Genomic DNA, 24284 nt, shown 5'->3' with positions numbered 1-24284 from the left:
GGCGATCAGCCCCAAGTGATGGAGAGAATTTCGTAGCCCTTGGCGCCGCCGGGTGCATTGACCTCGATGGAATCGCCGACTTCCTTGCCGATCAGGGCGCGGGCGATCGGCGAGGAGATGGAGATGCGGCCTGCCTTCACGTCGGCTTCCTGGTCGCCGACGATCTGGTAGATCTTCTCTTCTTCGGTGTCTTCGTCGACCAGCTTGACCTTTGCGCCGAACTTGATCTTCGAGCCGGACATCTTGGTGAGATCGATGACTTCGGCGCGCGCCGTCAGGTCTTCGAGTTCGCTAATGCGGCCTTCATTGTGGCTCTGGGCTTCCTTGGCTGCATGGTACTCGGCATTTTCAGAGAGATCGCCATGGGCGCGCGCTTCTGCAATTGCCTCGATGATTCGCGGGCGCTCTTCCTGCTGACGCCAGCGCAGTTCTTCCTGCAGCTTGACGAACCCGTTCTGCGTCATCGGTACCTTTTCAACCATTTTTCTTGTCCTTCACTCCCTGTGTTGCTCTGCTGCAGACACAAAAGAAAACAGGTCCCGAAGGGGTACTTCGGAACCATCCAGAGCCATTATTCTCTCACCTATAGCAGATTGCGGCAGACGAAAGCCAGAAAATTCGAAGGTTTAGGGAAAGGTCCTGTTGAAGCTCCCTGACCATTCGATCGGCTGGCGGGGCCGCAACGAACGTGAGCCGGCTATCCTGCTCACGCTCCTTATTATCGAATCAGCTGCTTCAGAAATAGCTCTGCAGCGGCTGAACTTCGAGGTTTCCGGCCTTCAGTGCCTTGATCGCCATGGCGGCTGCTTCGGCACCGGCCATGGTGGTGTAATAGGGCACCTTCTGCATCAGCGTCGCGCGGCGCAGCGACTTCGAGTCCGAGATCGCCTTGTTGCTGTCGGTCGTGTTGATGACGAGCTGGACCTGACGGTTGCGGATCGCGTCCTCGATATGCGGACGTCCCTCAAGCACCTTGTTGATCTTCGTCGCTTCGATGCCGTTTTCGGCTAGGTAGCGCTGGGTTCCGCCGGTTGCCAGCACTTTGAAGCCCTGTTCGGCTAGCATGCGGATGGCCGGCAGCACGCGCGGCTTGTCTTCGTCGCGAACCGAGACGAAGACCGTCCCGTCACGCGGCAGCTCCACGCCGGCGCCGAGCTGCGACTTGGCGAAGGCCAGCGCGAAATCCGTGTCGAGGCCGATGACTTCGCCGGTCGAGCGCATTTCCGGCCCGAGCAGGGTGTCGACGCCGGGGAAGCGGGCGAAGGGGAAGACTGCTTCCTTTACGGCGATATGCTTCAGCTTGCGCGGATCGGGCTTTTCGCCATAGGCGGCAAAGGTCGCATCCAGTTTTTCGCCGGCCATGACGCGGGCAGCGATCTTGGCGATCGGCGCGCCGATGGTCTTGGCGACGAAGGGCACCGTACGCGAGGCGCGCGGGTTGACTTCGAGCACGTAGACCGTGTCGTCCTTGATGGCGAACTGAACGTTCATCAGGCCGCCGACATTCAGAGCCTTGGCCATGGCTTTCGCCTGACGCTCCAACTCGTCGATCATCGCAGGAGAAAGCGTGCGAGGCGGCAGCGAGCAGGCGGAGTCGCCCGAATGAATGCCGGCCTCTTCGATATGCTCCATGATGCCGGCAATGTAGACGTCGGTGCCGTCGGAGAGGCAATCGACGTCGACTTCGATGGCGTTCGTCAGATAGCTGTCGAACAGCAGCGGGTTCTTGCCGAGGAGCGTATTGATCTGGCCGGTCTTGTCGTTCGGATAACGCTGCTTGATGTCCTCAGGCACCAGTTCCGGAACCGTGTCGAGCAGGTAGCCCTGCAGCTGGCCTTCCGAATGGAGGATCTGCATGGCGCGGCCGCCAAGAACGTAGGACGGGCGCACGACCAGCGGAAAGCCGATTTCGGAGGCGACGAGGCGTGCCTGTTCGACGGAGTAGGCAATGCCGTTATTCGGCTGGTTGAGATCAAGCTTCATCAGGAGCTTCTGGAAGCGGTCACGATCTTCGGCAAGGTCGATCGCATCAGGCGCAGTGCCGAGGATCGGAATGCCGTTCTTTTCCAGCGCTTCGGCGAGCTTCAGCGGGGTCTGGCCGCCGAACTGGACGATGACGCCGACGACTTCGCCCTTTTCCTGCTCCGCACGCAGGATTTCGATGACATCTTCGGCCGTCAGCGGCTCGAAATAGAGACGATCCGACGTGTCGTAGTCGGTCGAAACCGTTTCCGGGTTGCAGTTGATCATGATGGCTTCATAACCGGCATCCTTCAGCGCGAAGGCGGCATGGCAGCAGCAATAATCGAATTCGATGCCCTGGCCGATACGGTTCGGGCCACCGCCGAGGATGACGACCTTCTTGCGGTCGGAAACCTGGGCCTCGGAGCGGGCAGCGCCGACGAAGGGCGTTTCATAGGTCGAGTACATGTAGGCCGTCGGCGAGGCGAATTCGGCGGCACAGGTATCGATGCGCTTGAAGACCGGGCGCACGTTCAGCGAATTGCGGAATTCCGCCACTTCCTTCGGGCGCTTGCCGGTCAAGGTCGCCAGACGCGCGTCGGAGAAGCCCATGGCCTTCAGCATGCGCAGATTGGCGGCATCCTGCGGCAGGCCGTGCTCACGAATGCGGCTTTCCATGTCGACGATGTTCTTCAGCTGCTCAAGGAACCAGGGGTCGATCTTGCAGCCTTCATGCACTTCTTCGACGCTGAGCCCCAAGCGCAGCGCCTGGGCGACCATGCGTAGGCGATCGGGCGTCGGCGTGCCGATGGCGGCGCGGATGGCGTTGCGGCTGCCTTCGCCTTCCTCCGTGCCGGGAATTTCGATCTCGTCCAGACCTGTGAGGCCAGTTTCGAGGCCGCGCAGCGCCTTCTGCAGCGATTCCGCGAAGGTACGGCCGATCGCCATGACTTCGCCGACCGACTTCATCGCGGTCGTCAGAACCGGGGATGCGCCGGGGAATTTTTCAAAGGCGAAGCGCGGGATCTTGGTGACGACGTAGTCGATCGACGGTTCGAAGGAGGCGGGCGTCGCGCCGCCGGTGATGTCGTTTTCGAGTTCGTCCAGGGTGTAGCCAACGGCGAGCTTGGCTGCGATCTTGGCGATCGGGAAGCCGGTTGCCTTCGAGGCCAGCGCGGAGGAGCGCGACACACGCGGGTTCATCTCGATGACGACCAGGCGGCCGTCCTTCGGATTGACGGCAAACTGTACGTTCGAGCCGCCGGTTTCGACGCCGATCTCGCGCAGAACCGCGATCGAGGCGTTACGCATGATCTGGTATTCTTTGTCCGTCAGCGTCAGAGCTGGGGCGACGGTGATCGAGTCGCCGGTATGAACGCCCATCGGGTCGATGTTTTCGATGGAGCAGATGATGATGCAGTTGTCCGCCGTGTCGCGGACCACTTCCATCTCGAATTCCTTCCAGCCGAGCACCGATTCTTCGATCAGCACTTCCGTGGTCGGCGAGGCATCGAGGCCGCCGCCGACGATCTCGAAGAATTCCGAGCGGTTGTAGGCGATGCCGCCGCCGGTGCCGCCAAGCGTGAAGGACGGACGGATGATGGCGGGCAGGCCGACATGGTCGAGCGCCTGCGCGGCAATTGCCATCGCATGGCTCATATAGCGCTGCTTGCGGTCGCTCTCGCCGAGGTTCCACTGGTTTTCCAGTTCGTCGAGTGCCTTGTCGAGCTCGGTGCCGGTAAGCTGCGCCTTCAGCTTGCTGCGCTCGGCTTCGTGGGTCTTGCGGTCAGCATCCTTGATGTCTGTGGCGTTTGCCAGCATCGAGCGTGGGGTTTCGAGGCCGATGCGGGCCATGGCTTCGCGGAAGAGGGCACGGTCTTCGGCCATGTCGATGGCGGCGGGCTTCGCGCCGATCATCTCGACATTGTAGCGGTCAAGCACGCCCATGCGCTTCAGCGACAGCGCGGTGTTGAGTGCGGTCTGGCCGCCCATGGTCGGCAGCAGCGCGTCCGGACGCTCCTTGGCGATGATCTTGGCGACGACCTCGGGCGTGATCGGTTCGACGTAGGTCGCATCCGCCAGGCCCGGATCGGTCATAATCGTTGCCGGATTGGAGTTGACGAGGATGACGCGGTAGCCTTCCTCTCTGAGTGCTTTACAGGCCTGCGTGCCCGAATAGTCGAATTCGCAAGCCTGTCCGATAACAATCGGTCCTGCGCCGATAATGAGGATCGATTTGATATCTTGGCGCTTCGGCATGGGCTCTCATCCGTTTTGTTGCGCAAAAAGCCGGCCAGGGTGGGAGATCACCGGTCGGGGGCGCATGGGCAATATTTTCAGGCTAGAAGCGGCTTATAGGCAAATGTATTTGCAAACGGAACCCCATAAATGGCGGAATCGACATGAATTCTGCAGACTTTGCAGCCATCAGCCGAAACGACGCCGAACGGCTTCCGCATAAGAGCGGCTGACGGGCATCTCCATTCCGTCTCGTGCGACGACGAAAAGCTTGCCGTTGTCGCGTTTGAGGCCGGCAACATGATCCGCGGCGACCCAGTGCGATCGGTGCAGGCGGATACCCTCGGTATTGCCGATTTCCATCAGAGCATCGCTGAAGCGCAGCAGGATGAGTTCGCGGCCACGTGTCGTCACGACCTCCGTGTAGTGGTCGCGAACGGTAAGCCTTATCAGCGCTCCCCGATTTTCCGGTTTCAGGCGCGAGAGAATTGGCGGCTGCGGTATTCCGGGCCGAATCTCAGGTGCGGAGGCGGATATCGTCTTCGCTTCCGCGAGATCTGTTCCTGCGGCTGCGATCGCTATCTGCCGATGCATGGTCATGTAGGAGAGAATGCAGAAGAGGGCGCAGAGGGGTATGGATCCGATGGACTGATGCAGGCTGCCGGCTACCGTGGGCATTGCGCCGAAGAATGCGAAATCGATGAGCGCGATGCCGAAGCCGATCGGCAATGCGGCGGTGACGGAACCGATCATCATTCTTGCGAACATGCTTGCTATTTGCCCGCGCAGCAGGATCTCGGCGATGATGGAGAAGACGATCGCGATCGACCACGCCATGGCATGCAGCGCAAGCCAGTAGCCCAGTCTTGCTCCCGGCATCAGCCGGTCAAGCGTGCCGTACGGCCCGGTCAGGGCAAAGATCAGGACGATCGTGACGAAGGTCGCCCAGAAGCGCGGTGAACGCTGGATGACCTGCAATTCACGAAGCGTGGACTGCAGAAAGGTGTGATCCACGAAGATGTCTCGTTCTTTCGCGCAATTTCGGTTGAGAGAACGACACTATCACGGAAAGGCTCGATAAACTCAACCGGATAGAAATCATGACGTTCGAGCCGCTTCTTGATGCACCAATCGCGATTCAGATCCACGTCGCGGCGGTCGTCCCGGCCGCTTTGCTGGGGGCCTATCTTCTCGCAAGGCCGAAGGGGACGCCGATACATCGGGTGCTCGGCAAGATATGGTTGGCTCTCATGGCCGTCACGGCGCTATCGAGCTTCTTCATTCATCAGATCAACATGTTTTACGGCTTCAGCCCGATCCATCTGCTCTCCCTTTTCGTTCTCTTCGGTTGCTGGGGAGCGATCGCCAATGCCCGCAAACATGATATCGACGCGCATAAGCGCATCGTCAGAGGCCTTTACTTCGGTGGCATCGTGGGTGCCGGAGCTTTTACCTTTTTTCCGGGGCGGATCATGAGCAAGGTGGCCTTCGATGGCGATGAAATAGCGCCGTTTCTGGTCGCAGCAGGTATAGCGATCGCGCTTTTATGGCCCATGTCCAAAGAAATATGGCGGCGGCGGCGTTTAAGCTAATGTTCTGTCGATAGCCAACTGGCTTTGTTACACTTCCTGGATATATAAATACCTCAAGGGACTTTGATTTTAGGCATCGCCAGGAGGTGCACTATGGATTGGAAGGGGCGTCGGCAATCCGACAATATTGAGGACGAACGCGGCTCATCGCCCATGAGCGGCGGCGGTGGCGGCGGCTTTCGATTTCCGGGCGGAGGGATTGGCGGCGGCGGTTTGAGCTTCCGCACCATTATCGTCCTTATCGTGATCTTCCTGATCCTGAGGGCCATGGGCGTCGATGTCATCGGTCTGCTGCAGCAAAGCGGCATGCTGGAGGGCGGCGGCTCCGGATATCAGCAGAGCACTTCCAACAGTAGTAGCGGCGGGCAGCCGGCCAATGACGAGATGAAGCAGTTCGTTGCGACCGTGCTTGCCGATACGGAAGACACTTGGACCGGCATCTTCAAATCGATGGGCCAGACCTATGCGGATCCGAAGCTCGTGCTGTTTTCCGGCAGCTTCCCTTCGGCTTGCGGTCAGGCTTCGGCGGCGACCGGCCCCTTCTATTGCCCGAGCGATCAGAAGGTCTATCTCGACATGGCCTTCTTCCAGCAGATGAAGGATCAGTTCGGCGCATCCGGCGATTTCGCGCAGGCCTATGTGATCGCGCATGAAGTCGGCCACCATGTGCAGGACCTGCTCGGAATTCTGCCGAAATTCAATCAGGCACGCCGTAACATGAGCGAAGTGGACGCCAACAAGATGTCGGTGCGCATCGAACTGCAGGCGGATTGCTTTGCCGGTATCTGGGGCAAGTTCACCCAGCAGAAGGGCATCCTGCAGGCCGGTGATCTCGAAGAGGCGCTGAACGCGGCGCAGCAGATCGGCGATGACACGCTGCAGAAGCGCACGCAAGGTTACATTGTTCCCGATAGCTTTAACCACGGCACGTCGGCGCAACGCGTGAAGTGGTTTAAGCAGGGTTTCGATTCCGGCAAGCTCTCGGATTGCGATACGCTGAACAACCCGGTCTGATCCTGCTTGCCCGCTCCCGGGATATCGGCGAGCGGGCAAGCCTTTCGAGTTATTTTTCGCTGTCGAGATGCGTCAGCTGCGCTTCGGGGTAGCGGCCACCGGCAGCGGCGTCTTTCGGGATCGCGCGTTCGATCGCGGCCATATCGGCTTGCGACAATTCAACCGTGAGCGCTCCCAGGGCTTCCGTCAAGCGGTCGCGGCGACGGGCGCCGATGACCGGGACGATATCCTTGCCCTTGGCTGCGACCCAGGCAATCGCGATCTGGGCGACGGTCGCGCCCTTCGTCTCGGCGATCTCCCGTAAAGCTTCCACCAGCTCCAGATTCTTTTCGACGTTTCCAGCCTGAAAGCGCGGGCTTATCGTGCGGAAGTCGCCCTTTTTGGCATTATCCTTCTGCCAGTGGCCGCTGATGAGGCCGCGCGACAGCACGCCATAGGCGGTTATGCCGATACCCAGTTCACGGCAGGCTGGCAGGATCTTGTCCTCGATGCCGCGCGAGATCAACGAATATTCGATCTGCAGGTCGACGATCGGATGGACGGCGGCGGCGCGGCGGATCGTATCCGCGCCGACTTCAGACAGGCCGATATGCCTGATGTAGCCTGCCTTGATGAGATCCGATATCGCGCCGATCTGATCTTCGATCGGCACGTTCGGGTCTAGGCGGGCAGGGCGGTAGATATCGATGTGATCGACGCCGAGGCGCTGCAGCGAATAGGCGACGAAATTCCGGATCGCCGCCGGCCGGGCATCGTAGCCGAGCCATGCTCCGGCGGGATCGCGCAGCGCGCCGAACTTGACGCTCAGCAGGAAATCGTCCCGCTTCAATCCCTTGATGGCTTCGCCGATCAACATCTCATTATGGCCCATGCCGTAGAAATCACCGGTATCGAGCAGGTTGATCCCCGCATCGAGCGCGGCATGTATGGTAGCGATGCTTTCGGCGCGATCGGACGGCCCATACATGCCAGACATGCCCATGCAGCCGAGGCCAAGCGTGGATACCTGCGGTCCGGTTCTTCCCAGTTGATATTTTTCCATCGTTACTCTCCTTGGTCGAAGGTGCGCCCTCTTTTCCAGAGGTCTTTGTGATGATGTTTTACTCCGCTGCTCTCTGTGCGATAATCCCGGTAAATCGAAACAGGTCGTTTGGAATTTTGCACAATGGATGACTTGCCACTGGCAGACCTGGTTGCCTTTACTGCGGTTGCCCGCGAGCGCAGCTTTCGTGAAGCGGCACGCAAGCGCGGCGTTTCCGCCTCGTCATTAAGCGAAGCGGTCCGGCGGCTGGAGGAACGGCTAACAGTCCGTCTGCTCAATCGCACGACCCGAAGCGTGACGCCGACGGAGGCGGGAGAGCGGCTGATGGAGCGGCTGACGCCCGCCATGAGCGAGATCTCTGTGGCGCTCGACGATATCAACAGCTTTCGCGACAGCGTCGGCGGGACTTTGCGGCTGAATGTGCCGACCGTTGCTGCCATCGTGGTCATGCCCGACATCATCAGCCGCTTTCTGAAGGAATATCCCGCGATCTCGGTCGAAATCGTCGCTGAAGACAGTTTCATCGATGTTGTGGCGGCCGGTTACGATGCCGGGATTCGCTATGACGAGCGGCTGGAAAAGGATATGATCGCCGTACCGATCGGGCCTCGGCAACAGCATTATATCACAGCCGCGGCGCCGGCCTATCTGGCTGCAAACAGCACGCCGCAACATCCGCGCGATATACTCGAGCATCGCTGTATTCGTCATCGCTTCCTGAGCGGATATGCTTTGCCATGGGAGTTCGAAAGGAAAGGCGAGACGCTCTTTATTACACCGCCGATGGTCGTCGCAACGAATTCGATCGACATCGAGCGCAGCGCGGCGGTGGCTGGATTGGGCATTATCAGAACATTTAAAGAGTTCCTCGCGCCGCAGATTGCCAGCGGAGAATTGGTGCCGATTTTGGAAGAATGGGACACGGTTTTTCCCGGCCCGTTTCTCTATTATGCCAGCAGACGCCATATGCCGACACCACTCAGAGCCTTCGTCGACTTTCTCAATCGAGAACAGCGGCGCGGTCGCGACAGATAGTCGCTTTTGTGCCAAGGATCAAAAAAAGCGTTCGATAAATCAATAGGATTGAAGCGTTCACGTATTGTTTCCGCCAAAATCTTTATGTATGGGGAACGCACCGGTTTTTCGTTCACGTTCTGTCTCTTTCATCGAGGCGGAGCCGCCAGAAGGCATCTCCATGATCGATCAGAAATTCGCCCGTCGAGGCCTGTTCCTCGTCTTCCTCATCCTCTTCCTCGACGTCATCGGTATCGCGATCATCATGCCGGTGATGCCGAAATATCTTGAGGAGTTGACGGGTGCTTCGGTCAGCACGGCGGCGACCGAGGGCGGCTGGCTGTTGCTGGCCTATGCCGGCATGCAGTTTCTGTTTTCACCCCTGATCGGCAATCTGAGCGATCGCTATGGCCGTCGGCCGCTGCTATTGGCCTCCGTGCTGACCTTCGCGATCGACAATTTCATCTGTGCGATTGCCGGCTCATACTGGATGCTGTTTGTCGGCCGCATCCTCGCCGGCATCAGCGGCGCAAGTTTCTCGACCTGCTCCGCCTATATCGCCGATATCAGCAATGACGAGAACCGCGCGAAGAATTTCGGCCTGATCGGCATGGCTTTCGGTGTCGGCTTTGTGCTTGGCCCCGTCATCGGGGGCTTTCTGGGCGAGTTCGGTCCCCGCGTGCCCTTCTATGGCGCGGCGGCTCTCGCGTTCCTGAATTTCGTCGGCGCCTATTTCCTGCTGCCGGAAACGCTCGACGCGAAACACCGCCGGCCCTTCGAGATCACGCGCGCCAATCCGTTCGGCGCGCTGAAGCACATGCGCCGCTACCAAGGTATCGGCTGGGTCTGTGTCGTGATGTTCCTGAACTGGCTGGCGCATGGCGTTTACCCGGCGGTCTGGGCTTTCGTCACCTCCTATCGCTATGACTGGAGTGAGGGGCAGATCGGCTTCTCGCTCGCTGTCTATGGGATAGGTGCCGCCATCGCCATGGGTCTCGTATTGCCACGGCTGGTGCCTGTGCTCGGCGAGTGGAAGACCGCAGTGCTCGGAATGGTGTTTTCCGGTCTCGGCCTGATCGGCTACGCCTTTTCATGGCAAGGTTGGATGGTTTACGCAGTTATCGTCCTGACTGTCATTGAAAATGTCGCGGATGCGCCGCTTCGTTCCATTGCAGCCAGCAAGGTCCCGCCTTCCGCACAAGGCGAATTGCAGGGAGTGCTCGGCAGCCTGACGAGTATAACCGCCATCATTGGGCCGGTGCTGTTTCCGTATCTATTCCAGTATTATACCGCGCCAACCGCACCCGTCGTTTTTGCTGGTGCGCCCTTCATCATGAGCGCAACCCTGGTGGTTGCCGGCCTTGTCGTGCTCGTGGCGAAGGTCCGCAAGACCGAGCCGAAAGCGGTATCCCAATCCCAGGCGGGCGAAGCGGCCTAAAATATCATCAGATATTTTGATCTTCTGATGAATTCTTTAGCATTATCGACTTGTCTGCTGGCTTTTTAACCTAGGTTGCGTTAATGCGGCAGCTCGCGCACCCTTGGGTAGGACGGTTTGCGCGACTCTAAAGATCGAGTCTTCGCTATGGATATGCCGGCACCTGCGCGCCCTTACGCGCATGACAATGATAATTCGTGGTCAGCACATGTGCGCGCAACGCTTGCGCTGGGCATTCCGCTGATCGGTGCGCAATTGGCGCAGCTCGGGATTAACACCACTGACGTCATGATCGTCGGCCGGCTCGGTGCCGAGCAGCTGGCTGCAATGGTGCTTTCCGCGCAGTTTCTGTTCACGATCCTGGTTTTCGGTTCGGGTTTTTCCATCGCGGTCATGCCGCTGGTGGCGCAAGCCTATGGCAGAGGCGACGTTACCTCGGTGCGCCGTGCGCTGCGTATGGGCCTATGGGTCGTAACGGCTTATTGGCTGCTGGCGCAGCCGGCTTTCTTCTATTCCGAGGAGATTTTGCTCGCTGCGGGGCAGAAGCCCGATGTCGCGAAATTGGCAAGCGGCTATATCGACATCGGCCACTTCGCCGTGTTGCCGGGGCTGCTCTACAATGTCATCCGAGCGTTGGTGAGCGCCATCGGTCGTGCCGGCATCATCCTCAAGGTGACTATCGCCATGTTGGTGATGAATGCCGTGCTGGCCTATATTCTGGTGCTCGGTCATTTCGGCCTGCCGGCTATGGGTCTGCATGGTGCGGCCATTGTTTCTGTCGCCGTGCAGACCGCCGGTTTGCTCTTCATCGTTGGTTACGTGCAAGCCCACCAGGAAACGCGGCGCTACGAGATCTTTGTGCGATTCTGGCGGCCCGACTGGCATGCTTTATGGGATGTCATCCGGCTTGGTTTCCCGATCGGCGTAACGGTTCTGGCTGAGGTCAGCCTATTCACGGCAGCATCGCTGCTGATGGGCCAGATCGGCACCATCGAGCTTGCTGCGCACGGCATCGCTTTGCAGTGGGCGTCCATCGCCTTCATGATCCCGCTGGGCCTCAGCCAGGCAGCGACGGTGCGCGTCGGTGTCGCCCACGGTCAGGGCGATCATCTCGGTCTCAAGCGTGCGGCCATCGTCGTGCTCGTCGTTTCGTGCTGTATCGCGCTTTGCGGCAGCATCCTGTTTGCAACCGTGCCATCCTGGCTGGCAAGCTGGTTCCTTGACGTCCATTCGGCCGAGGCGCCGCAGGTGCTTGCCTTCGCCGCACCGCTGATTGTCGTCGCCGGCCTATTCCAGCTCGTCGATGGGCTGCAGGCGATTGCGAGCGGCTTGCTGCGCGGGCTGAAGGACGCGCGCGTGCCGATGATCATGGCGCTGATCGCCTATTGGCCGATCGGCTTCTTTCTTGCCTGGTTGCTGGCGTTTCCGCTCAGCTTCGGCGGCATCGGTATCTGGTTCGGCTTCCTGCTCGGCCTTGCTTCAGCAGCGGCGATGCTTTGCGCCCGGTTCTACCTTCTTGTGCGGACGCAAAAGGCTGCCGCCGCTTGATAGCGGCAGCCATCTTCGCACCGCGAGACTACTGACAAAAATTGACAGCATGATCGTCTATAACTGTTTCATACCAGAGACGGGAGACGACCATGATGTTCAAGGCAAGCAATCATAGTGATGCAGCGCTTTTCCCGCGGGAAGGCCAGATCAATCAGGGGGCGGCTGTACGCCTTCTGCCCCACGCCAACACCTCATCCCGGCGGCAGGAGCCGGAGCAGAAATCCTATTGGTTGGCAGTAGCGAGTGCCGAGCATGTGCGTATCGGGCGCCGGCATGGTTTCATGCAGGTAAATCATGGCAAGCGAGCCCCTTTAATGCGGATCAAGCCGGGCGACGGCATCGTCTACTATTCGCCCTCCGTCAAAATGGGCGAAAGGGACGGGTTTCAGAGCTTCACCGCCATCGGCTTTGTCCGTGAAGGCGAGCCCTATCTTGGCGAGATGGGCTGCGGAAAAGCCTATCGCAAGGATGTGGACTGGCTGGACGCGCCCGAACAGCCGCTTCGTCCTCTCCTGGGCTGGCTTGATTTCACCCAGGACAAGAATTGGGGCTACAAACTGAGATTCGGCCTCGTCGAGTTCGGGCAATCAGACTTCGAGTTCCTCGAGGAAATCTTGATGAGCGAGCTTGAGGTGGTGAAGCAGCGCCGCATGCAGGCGTAGAGCATTTCCGCTTTTCTTCGAATCGCGAAAACGCTCTATCTCCTTGTTTTGGTGTAGTTCCGGCCGCGAAAACCGCTTCGCACTTTTGCTGGAACTGCTCTAGGCCTGCAATAAAGTAATACCGTGTGACGAAAGACCTCCCAAGTTGACGCACAAAGAGAAAGCCCCGGATTGATCTCAATCCGGGGCTTTTCTCATGCGATTGGGTGGTCGATTCTATCAGGCGCGTTCGGTGAGGGCCGCTTCGCCCTTCTTCTCGCGCACCAGGTTGATGAAGCGGCGGAAGAGATAGTGGCTGTCCTGCGGGCCGGGCGATGCTTCCGGGTGATGCTGCACGGAGAAGACCGGCTTGCCGGAAACGCGAAGACCGCAATTGCTTCCATCGAAGAGCGAAATATGAGTCTCCTCAACGCCTTCGGGCAGCGACTTCGAGTCGACTGCGAAGCCGTGGTTCATCGAGACGATCTCGACCTTGCCAGTCGTATGGTCCTTGACCGGATGGTTGGCACCGTGATGGCCCTGATGCATCTTCGCGGTCTTGGCGCCGAGTGCCAGACCAAGCATCTGATGGCCGAGGCAGATACCGAAGAGCGGGATTTCGGTCTTCAGTAGATCCTTGATGACGGGCACGGCATATTCGCCGGTCGCTGCCGGGTCACCGGGGCCGTTCGACAGAAAAATGCCATCCGGCTTGAGACCGAGGACGTCATCCGTCGAAGCCGTCGCCGGCAGGACCGTGACCTTGCAATCGAGGCCGGCGAAAAGGCGCAGGATGTTGCGCTTGACGCCGTAATCGAGGCAGACGACATGGTACTTAGCGTCATCGGCGCCGAGTTCGCCATAGCCTTCGTTCCAGACCCAGGGTGTCTGCGACCATTGCGAGGACTGGCCGGAAGAGGCGACCTTGGCGAGATCAAGACCTTCAAGTCCGCTCCAGGCCTTGGCGTCCGCCTTCAGCTGCTCGATATCGAAGACGCCGTTCGGATCGTGAGCGATCACGCCGTTCGGCATGCCGTTCTCGCGGATCCAGGCGGTCAGCGCACGCGTGTCGATGCCGCAGAGCCCGATGATGCCGCGCGCCTTCAGCCATTGGTCGAGGTGTTTGGCGGCGCGGTAGTTCGAGGGGTCGGTGATATCGGCCTTGAAGATGACGCCGACGGCGCCGTGACGGGCGGCTGGCGTGAGGTCTTCGATGTCTTCATCGTTGGTGCCGACATTGCCGATATGGGGGAAGGTGAAGGTGACGATCTGGCCGAGGTAGGAGGGGTCGGTCAGGATCTCCTCGTAACCCGTGAGCGCCGTGTTGAAGCAGACTTCGGCCTGGACCTTGCCGGTCGCGCCGATACCCTTGCCTTCGATCACAGTACCATCCGCGAGAACGAGGAGGGCAGTCGGCTTTTCAGTGGTCCATGGGGCTGTGGCGGTCATAGTCGTCATCCCGTTTCCGGCGTCGGGCGCGGCCTTGAAGAGACCGGCGGTTCCGCCATGTTTGTAGCAAGGTGCAGCCGTCGACCGAGGTCGCGGCTTGAGATCTTCCTATCGATCTTATGTGCAGGTGATGGACATAGCTAAACAAGGCGAGCGGGTCAATGCGCGGTTTGCTTTCCCTTCAAGGAATTCGGGCTCTCGGGCGCAATTGCGTTGATCGACACTGTTGGTTTAAGAGACAGCAACATGACATAAGTGGCCGGGGCGATCGTCGCCGGCCTGCTTCAAGGAGTTAAAGACATGATCCGCGAAACCCTTTCCAACGCCCAGAAGGATGCCATGAAAGCCAAGGACACGGCGAGGCTTTCGACCGTCCGTCTCATCCTTGCAGCCATCAAGGACAAGGACATCGCCAATCGCGGTCTCGCCAAGGAACAGGCGAGCGACGACGAGATTCTGCAGCTGCTCGCCAAGATGATCAAGCAGCGCGAGGAATCGGTGAAGATCTACATCGAGGGCGGCCGTCCAGAGTTGGCTGACAAGGAGCGCGAGGAAATCGCCGTCATCCAGGGTTTCATGCCGGAGCAGCTTTCCGAAGATAAGGTTCGTGAGATCTGCGTTGCGATTGTCGCGGAACTTGGCGCGCAGGGCCTGAAGGATATGGGCAAGTGCGTGGCCGCCCTGCGCGAGCGCTATGCCGGTCAGATGGATTTTGCTAAGGCTTCGGCTATCTTGAAGGAGCTGCTGAAGTAAAATTCTGTTTCGCGCTTGGCATGCGGATTGGCCGCGTGCCGAGGGTGTTTTGCCAGGCAGCGTCTATGATGGCGAGCTTCCCCGCCTGATAGTTGCAATACTCCTCGACAAAGGCGCTCGAGAGCCAAAGCTGGCTCCGTCCCGGCGATCCCGTCCAGCCCACGCTTTGCATTTTTATGGCCTTGTTCATGAGTCGCTTTGCGTTTGTTCTGGAGATCAGAAAGCGGTTGCAGATATCGGTAAAGGCCACCGGCCCGATAATCGCTTTTTTAGTCGCGGTGTTGATCGTCCCGATGCGGGAGATCAGATAATCCATGATGATGCCGCCCGAGTTTGCCCAGGTAAACAGGTCGAAGGTTTCTCCCGGATTGCGCAGCTCGTCGCTTTCAATGATGCCAACCGAGATCGTGGGCTGCATAAGGGCAATGAATTCCGGTTTTTTGCCGAATGAGGCGTTGCGCTTGCCGCCATCCAATCGATCCAGCACGGAAAGATGGATGCTCAGCCATAGCGCAAGCTGCTTTGCGGCCTCTTCCGTCGGCTGCATCGGCCGAGCGCGCCGATCATTGGCTATGGGCAGGTAGCGCAGAAAATCGAGAGCAAGCATCTCCTGAATAAAGCTAAGCGCAGTGTTGTGGCTGGCGATTTCATGCTCGACAATATAGTTGGCGAAACGATTGGCATGGATGCCGGGCGGTTCCCCGTCAATGCCGCCACAATAGAGGGCGAAGCCGGCAAGCGCCATCAGCCAGCGCTGCTGTGAAGCAAAGACGGAGCATACGTGCTGATTCCGATCATAAGTTGATAAAATCTCTCGTGTATAATCGAGGATTTCTGGGAAAAAATTCGGGTTTTGTGTAAGTTCCTTTGTAGACAAAGACATGCAATCGTCTCCGATCAACTGAACTAAGTTTCAAATTGTCTGACGAGATAATTAATAAGATCGCATATACGTAGATAATAAAGGATATCGATCGACAGCCTTGCGTCAAGATATTCGCGGCGAGGAACCAAAGATGTTCCGCAGCATGTGCGGGATGCTCGCGCCGTCGTGAATTGGGAATGGCCCAAAATTAGAGAAGGCAGGAGCTGGGGGAGCTCCTGCCTTCTTGCGCTTTGCTGACATTTGATGACGCAGGGTGGGGCCCAAAAATCAAACGTCTTTTGCAAAGGCACTCAGGTGGGGCGGCGCCGGGGGTAGGGATGGTGCCCCACCTGAGTATCTGCTGAACTTATCGGAGAATCCTGATCTGCTGGGGCAAAGCCAATGCCTGCGGCGGCAGTTCGGACATTTGAATCTTTACGCCTGCTGAAAGGGCAGGGACCTTCATATCCGCCGGCAGCTGATATCCTGCACCGGCATAGAGCACGTTCTTGTCGCTGGCGCTGCCGGTCATTGTAGCCGAGCTATAAGTAGCTGTGGCAAAGATGGCTGCTGCTGCCAAGGGTACGATAAGAACGCGCATTTTTCTCTCCTAAACTGAAAGCCCGTACCTGGTGGCCTTCGGTTCGTCAGGGCGTCTCGGCATGTCGCGTCGCGAAGAAGTCCTTCGCCGGCTTGTCTCGCCCTGTGAGAAGGACGCTATTGCGACGCACACCAACAATCAAATTACAAAAAAATAATGTTTGGCTTACGAACCATGCCGCAAATGTGCCTTCAAGGAGTGTCGCCCGGGCGCGATTGCTTTGCAGCCATTGATTGTTCATGGCGTCGCCCTTGTTCGCATTTGTCGACCATAGGCTGTGCAAGCCTTTGCTTTTCCGCAGATTTTTGCGGACGAAATAGTTACTCCCATGGACATAATCCTACCAGTTCCGGTCACAGTGAAGCGATTTTTGGGCGTTTCGGGCCTGTCAAACGCGGCCGTGGATTTCGAGGCGAATACGAATAAATGTGCCGCCATGTTCACGGAGTTGTGATCGAGGGGCGAAAATGCAATCGCCGGCAAAGGGCTGTGAATAGCGTGGGAGGCGGCCGGGTGGTCGTGGCAATGCCCCGTATTCCTGTTTATATGGAGCGAGCCAGAGGTAGCCATGCGATTTTCCAATACGTTTCTCGATGAGATTCGCGACCGCGTCTTGATTTCAGACGTGATCGGTCGTCGCGTGACGTGGGATCGGCGCAAGACCAATGTGCCGCGCGGCGATTACTGGGCCTGCTGCCCCTTTCATGGCGAGAAATCGCCGAGCTTCCACTGTGAGGATCGCAAAGGGCGCTATCACTGCTTCGGCTGTGGCGTCACAGGCGACCATTTCCGCTTTCTGACTGAATTGGAGGGCTTGAGCTTTCCGGAGGCCGTGCAGCAGATCGCCGACATGGCAGGCGTTCCGATGCCCGTTGCCGATCCGATGGAGGCGAAGCGCGAGAAGGAACGCACGTCGCTGCTCGACGTCATGGAAATGGCGACCCAGTTTTTCCAAGACCAGTTGCAGACAGCCAATGGAGCGCGGGCAAGGGCCTATCTGAGAGACCGCGGCCTCAGCGGCCGCACGATCGAGACCTTCCGTTTGGGATATTCGCCCGATAGCCGCAACGCCCTGAAAGAGCATCTTGCCAGCAAGGGTGTGCTGAAGGAGCAGATGGAGGCCTGTGGCCTCGTCGTGCATGAGAACGTGCCGGTCTCCTATGACCGCTTCCGCGACCGCATCATGTTTCCGATCCTGTCCTCGCGCGAGAAGGTGATTGCCTTTGGTGGCCGTGCCATGTCGCCGGATGCGCCGGCGAAATACTTGAATTCCAACGAGACCGAGCTCTTCCACAAGGGCAATGTGCTCTACAATTTCACCCGTGCCCGCCGCGCTTCGCAGGGCGCCGATGGCGCGGGGACCATTATCGCGGTCGAAGGTTATATGGATGTCATCGCGCTGCATCAGGCCGGCGTCGAGAATGCCGTTGCGCCGCTTGGCACGGCTCTGACGGAGAGCCAGCTCGATCTCCTCTGGAAGATGACGCCGGAGCCGGTGCTCTGCTTCGATGGCGATGGCGCCGGCATCCGCGCCGCCAATCGTGCCGCCGATCTGGCGCTGCCTCATATCAAACCGAACCGCACCGTACGCTTTGCCTTGCTGCCCGATGGCAAGGACCCCGACGATCTCGTACGGCAGGATGGGCGCGCGCCGTTCGACAAGGTGTTGGCGCAGGCAAAGCCTCTTGCCGACCTCATCTGGACGAGGGAGGCCGGCAGCGGCACCTTCGAGACGCCGGAGGCGCGGGCGGAGCTGGAAGCGCGGTTGCGGCGCATCGTGTCTGTCATCGGCGACGAAGATGTGCGCCGCCATTATCAGCAAAATATGCGTGAGCGGTTGAACGGGCTGTTCCAGCCGCAGTTCCAGCGGGGCGGCCAGCAGGGGCGTAATTTTTCCCGCGACGGTAATAGCCGCAACTTTGCAGGTCGTGGCGGACAGGCACGTACCGGGGCTGCGGTGGCGACGACCGCATCCGATCGCTTGCAGCGTTCGGCCATGATCAAGGGACATCAGGATATTCCGAGCCTTCGCGAAAGCGTGCTCGCTTTGACCATCGTCAACCATCCGGCACTGCTACAGGACGAATATGACGAGATCGCCGCGATCGATTATGACAGCCGTGAACTGCAGCGGCTCTGGTCCGCGGTCCTCGGGGCGGCTGCAACCTTGGTCGGGCCTCAGCTCGTGCGCGAGCGACTGCTCGAGCAATTGGAAGAACAGGATTTCGGCGCCCTGCTGAAAAGCTTGGAACAGCAGATTCGCAATGCCCGTCTGTGGACTGCCACCGAGGCCGCCGCCATGGAGGATGCGCGCGAGGGCTATCGCCAAGCACTTGCGCTCCACAAGCGCTCGAAAGCATTGCGCTGGCACAAGATCGAGCTGGAAGGCGCTATTGCCGAGGCGACGGAAGAAGGCGACGGTGAAGCGATCGAGCCGTTGATTCGCGCCTTGCAGGAAGTACAGCTCGAGGCGCTGCGTCTGGAAAATCAGGAAGCGATCATCGATGGCTTCGGCGTGCTCTCCGGTCGCGTCAAAGGTGCCGCTGGAAAATAGGGAATAGATGCCTCAGCCTGAACGACAAGAGCCGCGATTTTCCGTAGACGACGCATTGTTTGGTGAGGGCACAGGTGTGCCGGCGCCGCTCGATGTGTTGAAACGTGTCTATGGCTATTCCGCCTTTCGCGGCAAGCAGCAGCAGGTGATCGAGCATGTCGTCTCCGGCGGCGACGCGGTCGTGCTGTTTCCGACCGGTGCCGGCAAGTCGCTGTGTTTCCAGATTCCCGCGCTTTGCCGCGATGGTATCGGCATCGTCGTTTCGCCGCTGATCGCGCTGATGCGGGATCAGGTAGAGGCGATGAAACAGCTCGGCATCCGGGCTGCCGCCCTGAATTCGTCCCTGTCGCGCGAGGAGGCGAGCGATGTCTATCGCGCCATTTCCGCAGGCAAGCTCGATCTGCTCTATGTGACGCCGGAACGTATCGCGACAGAAGGCTTCTGCCAGATGCTCGGGCGGGCGAAGATCGCGCTTTTCGCGATCGACGAAGCGCATTGCGTCTCTCAATGGGGCCATGACTTCCGACCGGAATATCGCGATCTCGGCAGGCTTGCGGAGCTTTTTCCCGGCGTGCCGCGGATCGCGCTAACGGCAACGGCCGATCCGCACACGCGGGACGACATCATCGAGCGGCTGGCGCTCGATGATGCCAAGGTCTTCACCACGAGCTTCGACCGACCGAACATCACCTATGAGATTGTCGAGCGCGATCAGCCGCGCCAGCAATTGCTCCGTTTTCTCGACGGGCATCGTGGCGATAGCGGCATCGTCTATTGCCTCTCTCGTGCCAAGGTCGAGGACACGGCGGAGTGGCTGAACGGGCAAGGCATCCGCGCGCTTCCCTATCATGCCGGCATGGATCGAGCGCTTCGCGATGCCAATCAGGATGCCTTCTTGAAAGAGGAAGACCTGTGCCTTGTGGCGACGGTTGCCTTCGGTATGGGCATCGATAAACCGAATGTGCGCTATGTCGCGCATCTCGATCTGCCGGGATCAGTGGAGGCTTATTACCAGGAGACTGGCCGCGCCGGGCGCGATGGGCTGCCCTCCAATGTCTGGATGGCCTATGGCATGGCCGATGTCATCCAGCGCGGGCGGATGATCGACGAAGGCGGCGCGTCCGAGGAGATAAAGCGCGTCGAGCGGGCAAAGCTCAATGCGCTGCTCGCGATCTGCGAGACGGCCGGCTGCCGGCGGCAGTCGATCCTTTCGCATTTCGGCGAGGCACATGGCGGCGGTTGCGGCAATTGCGATACCTGCCTGAAGCCTGTGGAGACCTGGGACGGGACGGAAGCTGCTATCAAGGCGCTCGCCGCCGTCTATCGGACCGGCGAGCGTTTCGGCACCGGCCATGTCATCGATGTGCTGATGGGAACGGTCAATGAGAAGACCGAGCGTTTCGGCCACATCGATATGCCGGTTTTCGGCGCAGGCAAGGATATTCCCTCTCGCACCTGGCAATCGATCTTCCGGCAATTATTGGCGAACGGCTTTATCAGCATCGACCACACGGCCTTCGGCGCGATGAAGCTCCAGGAACAGGCGAGGGCCGTCTTCAAGCGCGAGCGGCAGGTGTTTTTCCGCAAGGATCGGCCCGAAACGGGCCGTCGCGGCAAAAAGGCGGGACGACCGGAGAAGCAGGCACACGGGCTTTCCGGCGAGGCACAGGCACTGTTCGATGCGCTGCGGGCCGAGCGCACCCGGATCGCCAAGGAGTTGGGCGTGCCGCCTTACGTCGTTTTTCCGGATACGACGCTGATTGCCTTTGCGACAGAGCGGCCCAGGAATCACCGAGATCTTCTGGGGATATCGGGGGTCGGTCAATCGAAGCTGGACCGCTATGGAGACGCGTTCCTTGCCGTGATTTCGGAGTTCGCCAATCGGTGACGTGTTGACGCCATTATCGAAGCCCGGCCGCCGACATGCTACATGCGTACCGTCATTCCGCCATCGACGGTCAGGATATGGCCGTTAACGAAAGAAGCGGCATCGCTGGCGAGGAAAAGTGCTGCGCCCGCAATCTCGTCGGGACGTCCCCAGCGCTGAACGGGGATGCGCTGACGCACGATGGGGATCAGGTCTTCGTTCGCGACCATTGCTGCATTGGTTTCCGTTGCGAACCAGCCTGGCGCGATGGCGTTGCTTGTGATGCCGTGAGGGCCAAATTCCACAGCCATGCTGCGCATTAGACCTGTCAGACCCTGCTTGGCGGCGGGATAGACGCAGTCACCCGGCATGACGACCTGTCCGCTGATCGAAGTGACCGAGATCAGCCGCCCGTGATTATTTCGTTTCATCAGGCGCGCCGCATCGCGGGAGAGCATGATCGAGGCGGCGAGATCCGTGTTGAGCAGGGCGAGGATCGCCTCGTCGTCGAAGTCGGCCAGCGGGCGCCTGTCGCGGGCACCGACATTGTTGATCAGTATGTCGAGCCGGCCGTGATTTTTCTCGATGTTGTTTATTGCTGCATGCTGAGCGTCGCGATCGGAAATGTCGAAGGCGGCGGCTTCCGCCGAGCCGCCTCTTGCTCGGATCGCTTCCACGGCTGCATTGAGTGTGGCTGCGGTTCGTCCGTTGATGATGACGTGAGCGCCGGCATCGGCGAGCGCCTGGGCCATCTCAAATCCCAGGCCACGTCCGCCGCCGGTAATGAGAGCAACCTGTCCTGCGAGGGAGAATCTATGGAATATGCTCATGGTTCTCCCTTATTATCAGACCAACGCCAATCTGCTGCAAAATATTGGACTGAGTCAAGTAATTTTTGGAATGAAGCCTCCTCAGACTTGACCAGGAAATTGCGTCAACCCGCCCTGCTTTGACAGATGCTATCGAAACTGCGCTCTGTCGCGCTGACGTCACCGGGTTGCGCATTTTTGCCGTTGCTGGATGCAGTAAGTGGCCGGATCCTATGTTATTCCTTGATTAATTAGGCCCTTTGACCAGCATCGGAATGCGACCATGACTTCTGCGTTCATCTCCCACCTGCGCAACGAACTTCTCGGCCTGAAAGAAGCCGGCCTCTATAAGGCCGAGCGCGTCATCACCTCCAAGCAGGCTGGCGAAATCGCCGTGCTCGGCGGCGCGCGCGTCCTCAATTTCTGCGCCAACAACTATCTCGGTCTCGCCGACAATGAGGAACTTGCTGAGGCCGCAAAGAAAGCGCTCGATCGCTATGGCTACGGCATGGCCTCGGTGCGCTTTATCTGCGGCACGCAGGAAGAGCACAAGCAGCTCGAGGCGCGGATTTCGGCTTTCCTCGGCATGGAGGCGACGATCCTCTATTCGTCCTGCTTCGATGCCAATGGCGGGTTGTTCGAGACGCTGCTGTCGGAAGAGGATGCCATTATCTCGGATGCCCTCAATCATGCCTCCATCATCGATGGTGTGCGGCTCTCCAAGGCAAAGCGCTTCCGCTATGCCAACAATGACATGGCGGCTTTGGAAGAAGAGCTGAAGAAGGCAGAAGGCAGCCGCTTCAAGCTGATCGCGACGGACGGCGTCTTCTCGATGGACGGCATCATCGCCAACCTCGGCGGTGTCTGCGATTTGGCGGAGAAATACGGTGCGATGGTCATGGTCGATGACAGCCATGCGGTCGGCTTCGTCGGCGAGCATGGCCGGGGATCGGCCGAATATTGCGGCGTCGAAGGCCGTATCGATATCATCACCGGCACGCTCGGCAAGGCACTTGGCGGTGCCTCGGGTGGCTATACGTCGGCGAGAGGCGAGATCGTCGAATGGCTTCGGCAGCGCTCGCGTCCGTATCTCTTCTCGAACACCTTGGCGCCGGTTATCGCTGCTGCTTCCTTGAAGGTCTTCGATCTGATCGAGAACGGCGCCGACCTGCGTGCACGCCTTCAAGGCAATGCCGAACTCTTCCGCCGTGAGATGACCAAGCTCGGCTTCACGCTTGCCGGCGCCGATCACCCCATCATTCCCGTCATGCTCGGAGATGCAAAACTCGCGCAGGACATGGCGGCGCTCATGCTGCAGAAAGGCGTCTACGTCATCGGCTTTTCCTTCCCCGTGGTGCCGAAGGGACAGGCGCGCATCCGCACACAGATGTCAGCTGCCCATTCGAAGGCCGATGTCGAAAAGGCGATTGCAGCCTTTGCCGAAGCCGGAAAAGAACTCGGAATCATTTGAATTGGTTGGAGAGAGCCGATCATGTCGAACATGATGAAAGCGTTGGTCAAATCCAGGCCGGAAGTCGGGCTGTGGATGGAACATGTGCCGGTTCCGGACGTCGGGCCAAACGATGTCCTGATCCGGGTCAGGAAGTCGGCGATCTGCGGTACGGATGTCCATATTTGGAACTGGGATCAATGGGCGCAAAAAACCATTCCCGTACCGATGGTCGTCGGCCATGAATTCTGCGGTGAGATCGCCGAGATTGGTTCGGCGGTGACGAAATATCATGTCGGCGAGCGCGTCTCGGGCGAAGGTCATATCGTTTGCGGCAAGTGTCGTAACTGCCGGGCGGGCAGGGGCCATCTCTGCCGCAACACGCTCGGTGTCGGCGTCAACCGCCCCGGCTCTTTCGGCGAGTTCGTCTGCATTCCCGAATCCAATGTGGTGCCGATCCCCGACGATATCCCGGATGAGATTGCCGCGATCTTCGACCCCTTCGGCAATGCCGTACATACGGCGCTTTCCTTCGATCTGGTCGGTGAAGATGTGCTGGTGACCGGCGCGGGGCCGATCGGCATCATGGGGGCGATGGTCGCCAAGCGCTCAGGCGCCCGCAAGGTTGTCATCACCGATATCAATCCGACCCGGCTGGCGCTTGCCCGCAAGGTCGGCATCGATCATGTCGTCGACGCTTCCAAGGAGAACCTTGCCGATGTGATGAAGTCCATTGGCATGACCGAGGGTTTCGATGTCGGGCTGGAAATGTCGGGTGCGGCTCCTGCCTTTCGCGACATGATCGATAAGATGAACAATGGCGGCAAGATTGCCATTCTCGGCATCGCGCCGGCCGGCTTCGAGATCGACTGGAACAAGGTCATCTTCAAGATGCTGAACCTGAAGGGTATCTATGGCCGCGAGATGTTCGAGACCTGGTACAAGATGATCGCCTTCGTGCAAGGCGGTCTCGATGTATCGCCCCTCATCACGCATCGTATCGGCATCGATGATTTCCGCGATGGCTTCGAGGCAATGCGGTCAGGCAATTCCGGGAAGGTCGTAATGGACTGGAATTGATGCCATTCGGCCACACTCTCAGCCTCGGTAATACCTGCCGATGCTGGAAATGTGAGGCTTTGCTCAGGATGCTCTTGTCATCGCGCGGGGACTTCCTAAATACGGGAAACAATAAATTGCTGCGTGCGAAGCCTGTGGATAAGGCTTTTTCGCACATTTAACGGGCTTTTTTGCTGGAAAAGCTTGACGAGAACTAAAATTCTGGGAATCACCGTTTAACTTCGGAAAGAACGGTAAACTGGATCAAGCGGATCACCTAATACCATGGCCGGAAATCCAAACGCAATCCAGCTTTGCAATCCGGTGGCGGTGATCGTGGTTAATCGGGCATTAAAGGTCATTCCGTTAGGTGTTCGTCGGTGAG

Annotated in this window: 19 protein-coding genes; 11 read left to right on the top strand and 8 right to left on the bottom strand. The window is 59.0% G+C overall.

All coding sequences use genetic code 11. The annotated features are described in order from the left end of the window. Positions 1 to 5 precede the first annotated feature (5 nt). From greA to AC13RE_RS04760, 3 genes are all read right to left on the bottom strand, one after another. Positions 6 to 482, bottom strand: coding sequence for a transcription elongation factor GreA (gene greA / locus AC13RE_RS04770; RefSeq protein WP_015340574.1), 477 nt, complete (start codon positions 480 to 482; stop codon positions 6 to 8). Positions 483 to 735: 253 nt separating this feature from the next. Continuing rightward, positions 736 to 4221 carry a carbamoyl-phosphate synthase large subunit gene (carB, locus tag AC13RE_RS04765; protein ID WP_488562125.1) on the bottom strand — a complete coding sequence of 1162 codons (3486 nt, stop codon included), beginning with the start codon at positions 4219 to 4221 and terminating at the stop codon, positions 736 to 738. A gap of 168 nt (positions 4222 to 4389) precedes the next feature. Continuing rightward, positions 4390 to 5214 (bottom strand): LytTR family DNA-binding domain-containing protein, encoded by an 825-nt coding sequence (locus tag AC13RE_RS04760; RefSeq protein WP_488562124.1) that lies wholly within the window; start codon positions 5212 to 5214, stop codon positions 4390 to 4392. Positions 5215 to 5300: 86 nt separating this feature from the next. On the opposite strand from AC13RE_RS04760, the gene AC13RE_RS04755 reads away from it, so the two are divergent. After that, entirely contained in the window at positions 5301 to 5792 is a 492-nt protein-coding gene (locus AC13RE_RS04755) for a DUF2306 domain-containing protein (protein WP_488562123.1), read from the top strand. A gap of 93 nt (positions 5793 to 5885) precedes the next feature. Then, a complete protein-coding gene (gene ypfJ, locus AC13RE_RS04750) occupies positions 5886 to 6806 on the top strand; it encodes a KPN_02809 family neutral zinc metallopeptidase (RefSeq protein ID WP_488562122.1) in 921 nt (306 codons plus the stop codon). 49 nt (positions 6807 to 6855) lie between these two features. Here the strand turns inward: ypfJ and AC13RE_RS04745 are convergent, their stop codons facing one another. Then, a complete protein-coding gene (locus AC13RE_RS04745; RefSeq protein ID WP_488562121.1) occupies positions 6856 to 7848 on the bottom strand; it encodes an aldo/keto reductase in 993 nt (330 codons plus the stop codon). A gap of 123 nt (positions 7849 to 7971) precedes the next feature. Here AC13RE_RS04745 and AC13RE_RS04740 point away from each other — a divergent pair, with 123 nt between their 5' ends. The 4 genes from AC13RE_RS04740 to AC13RE_RS04725 all read left to right on the top strand — a co-directional run bounded on the left by AC13RE_RS04740 (position 7972) and on the right by AC13RE_RS04725 (position 12513). Continuing rightward, positions 7972 to 8883 (top strand): LysR family transcriptional regulator, encoded by a 912-nt coding sequence (locus tag AC13RE_RS04740; RefSeq protein ID WP_488562120.1) that lies wholly within the window; start codon positions 7972 to 7974, stop codon positions 8881 to 8883. Between the two features lie 160 nt (positions 8884 to 9043). Beyond that, the gene (locus AC13RE_RS04735) at positions 9044 to 10300 is read left to right on the top strand and encodes a TCR/Tet family MFS transporter (RefSeq protein ID WP_488562119.1); all 1257 of its coding nucleotides are present in this window, start codon (positions 9044 to 9046) and stop codon (positions 10298 to 10300) included. A 147-nt stretch (positions 10301 to 10447) separates the two neighbouring features. Next, positions 10448 to 11848, top strand: a complete 1401-nt coding sequence (locus tag AC13RE_RS04730; RefSeq protein ID WP_488482945.1) for an MATE family efflux transporter — start codon at positions 10448 to 10450, stop codon at positions 11846 to 11848. Between the two features lie 92 nt (positions 11849 to 11940). Further along, complete coding sequence (locus AC13RE_RS04725) at positions 11941 to 12513, top strand: EVE domain-containing protein (protein ID WP_488562118.1); 573 nt, start codon at positions 11941 to 11943, stop codon at positions 12511 to 12513. Positions 12514 to 12732: 219 nt separating this feature from the next. On the opposite strand, the gene carA is transcribed toward AC13RE_RS04725, so the two are convergent. Next, positions 12733 to 13941 (bottom strand): glutamine-hydrolyzing carbamoyl-phosphate synthase small subunit, encoded by a 1209-nt coding sequence (gene carA, locus AC13RE_RS04720; RefSeq protein WP_488562539.1) that lies wholly within the window; start codon positions 13939 to 13941, stop codon positions 12733 to 12735. A 300-nt stretch (positions 13942 to 14241) separates the two neighbouring features. Between carA and AC13RE_RS04715 the strand changes: the two genes are divergently transcribed. Further along, positions 14242 to 14694, top strand: a complete 453-nt coding sequence (locus AC13RE_RS04715; protein ID WP_488562117.1) for a GatB/YqeY domain-containing protein — start codon at positions 14242 to 14244, stop codon at positions 14692 to 14694. Here AC13RE_RS04715 and AC13RE_RS04710 read toward each other — a convergent pair. Next, positions 14669 to 15577 carry a hypothetical protein gene (locus AC13RE_RS04710; protein ID WP_488562116.1) on the bottom strand — a complete coding sequence of 303 codons (909 nt, stop codon included), beginning with the start codon at positions 15575 to 15577 and terminating at the stop codon, positions 14669 to 14671. The genes AC13RE_RS04715 and AC13RE_RS04710 overlap by 26 nt on opposite strands. Before the next feature lie 349 nt (positions 15578 to 15926). Beyond that, positions 15927 to 16160 carry a hypothetical protein gene (locus AC13RE_RS04705; RefSeq protein WP_015340561.1) on the bottom strand — a complete coding sequence of 78 codons (234 nt, stop codon included), beginning with the start codon at positions 16158 to 16160 and terminating at the stop codon, positions 15927 to 15929. Positions 16161 to 16728: 568 nt separating this feature from the next. Here AC13RE_RS04705 and dnaG point away from each other — a divergent pair. Together dnaG and recQ are read left to right on the top strand one after the other, a co-directional pair. Further along, positions 16729 to 18714 (top strand): DNA primase, encoded by a 1986-nt coding sequence (gene dnaG / locus AC13RE_RS04700; protein ID WP_488562115.1) that lies wholly within the window; start codon positions 16729 to 16731, stop codon positions 18712 to 18714. Positions 18715 to 18721: 7 nt separating this feature from the next. Next, on the top strand, positions 18722 to 20602 hold the full coding sequence (gene recQ / locus AC13RE_RS04695; RefSeq protein WP_488562114.1) for a DNA helicase RecQ: 1881 nt from the start codon (positions 18722 to 18724) through the stop codon (positions 20600 to 20602). Positions 20603 to 20640: 38 nt separating this feature from the next. Here the strand turns inward: recQ and AC13RE_RS04690 are convergent, their stop codons facing one another. Beyond that, complete coding sequence (locus AC13RE_RS04690) at positions 20641 to 21411, bottom strand: SDR family oxidoreductase (protein WP_488562113.1); 771 nt, start codon at positions 21409 to 21411, stop codon at positions 20641 to 20643. 262 nt (positions 21412 to 21673) lie between these two features. Between AC13RE_RS04690 and AC13RE_RS04685 the strand changes: the two genes are divergently transcribed. Beyond that, positions 21674 to 22861, top strand: coding sequence for a glycine C-acetyltransferase (locus AC13RE_RS04685; protein ID WP_285171267.1), 1188 nt, complete (start codon positions 21674 to 21676; stop codon positions 22859 to 22861). Positions 22862 to 22882: 21 nt separating this feature from the next. Further along, positions 22883 to 23920: an L-threonine 3-dehydrogenase gene (tdh, locus tag AC13RE_RS04680; RefSeq protein WP_132717100.1), complete on the top strand. Its 1038-nt coding sequence runs from the start codon at positions 22883 to 22885 to the stop codon at positions 23918 to 23920. Positions 23921 to 24284: the final 364 nt, after the last annotated feature.

This window comes from Martinezella sp. CNPSo 3959 (assembly GCF_057784355.1).
This window is presented reverse-complemented; position numbering and strand designations above follow the sequence as displayed.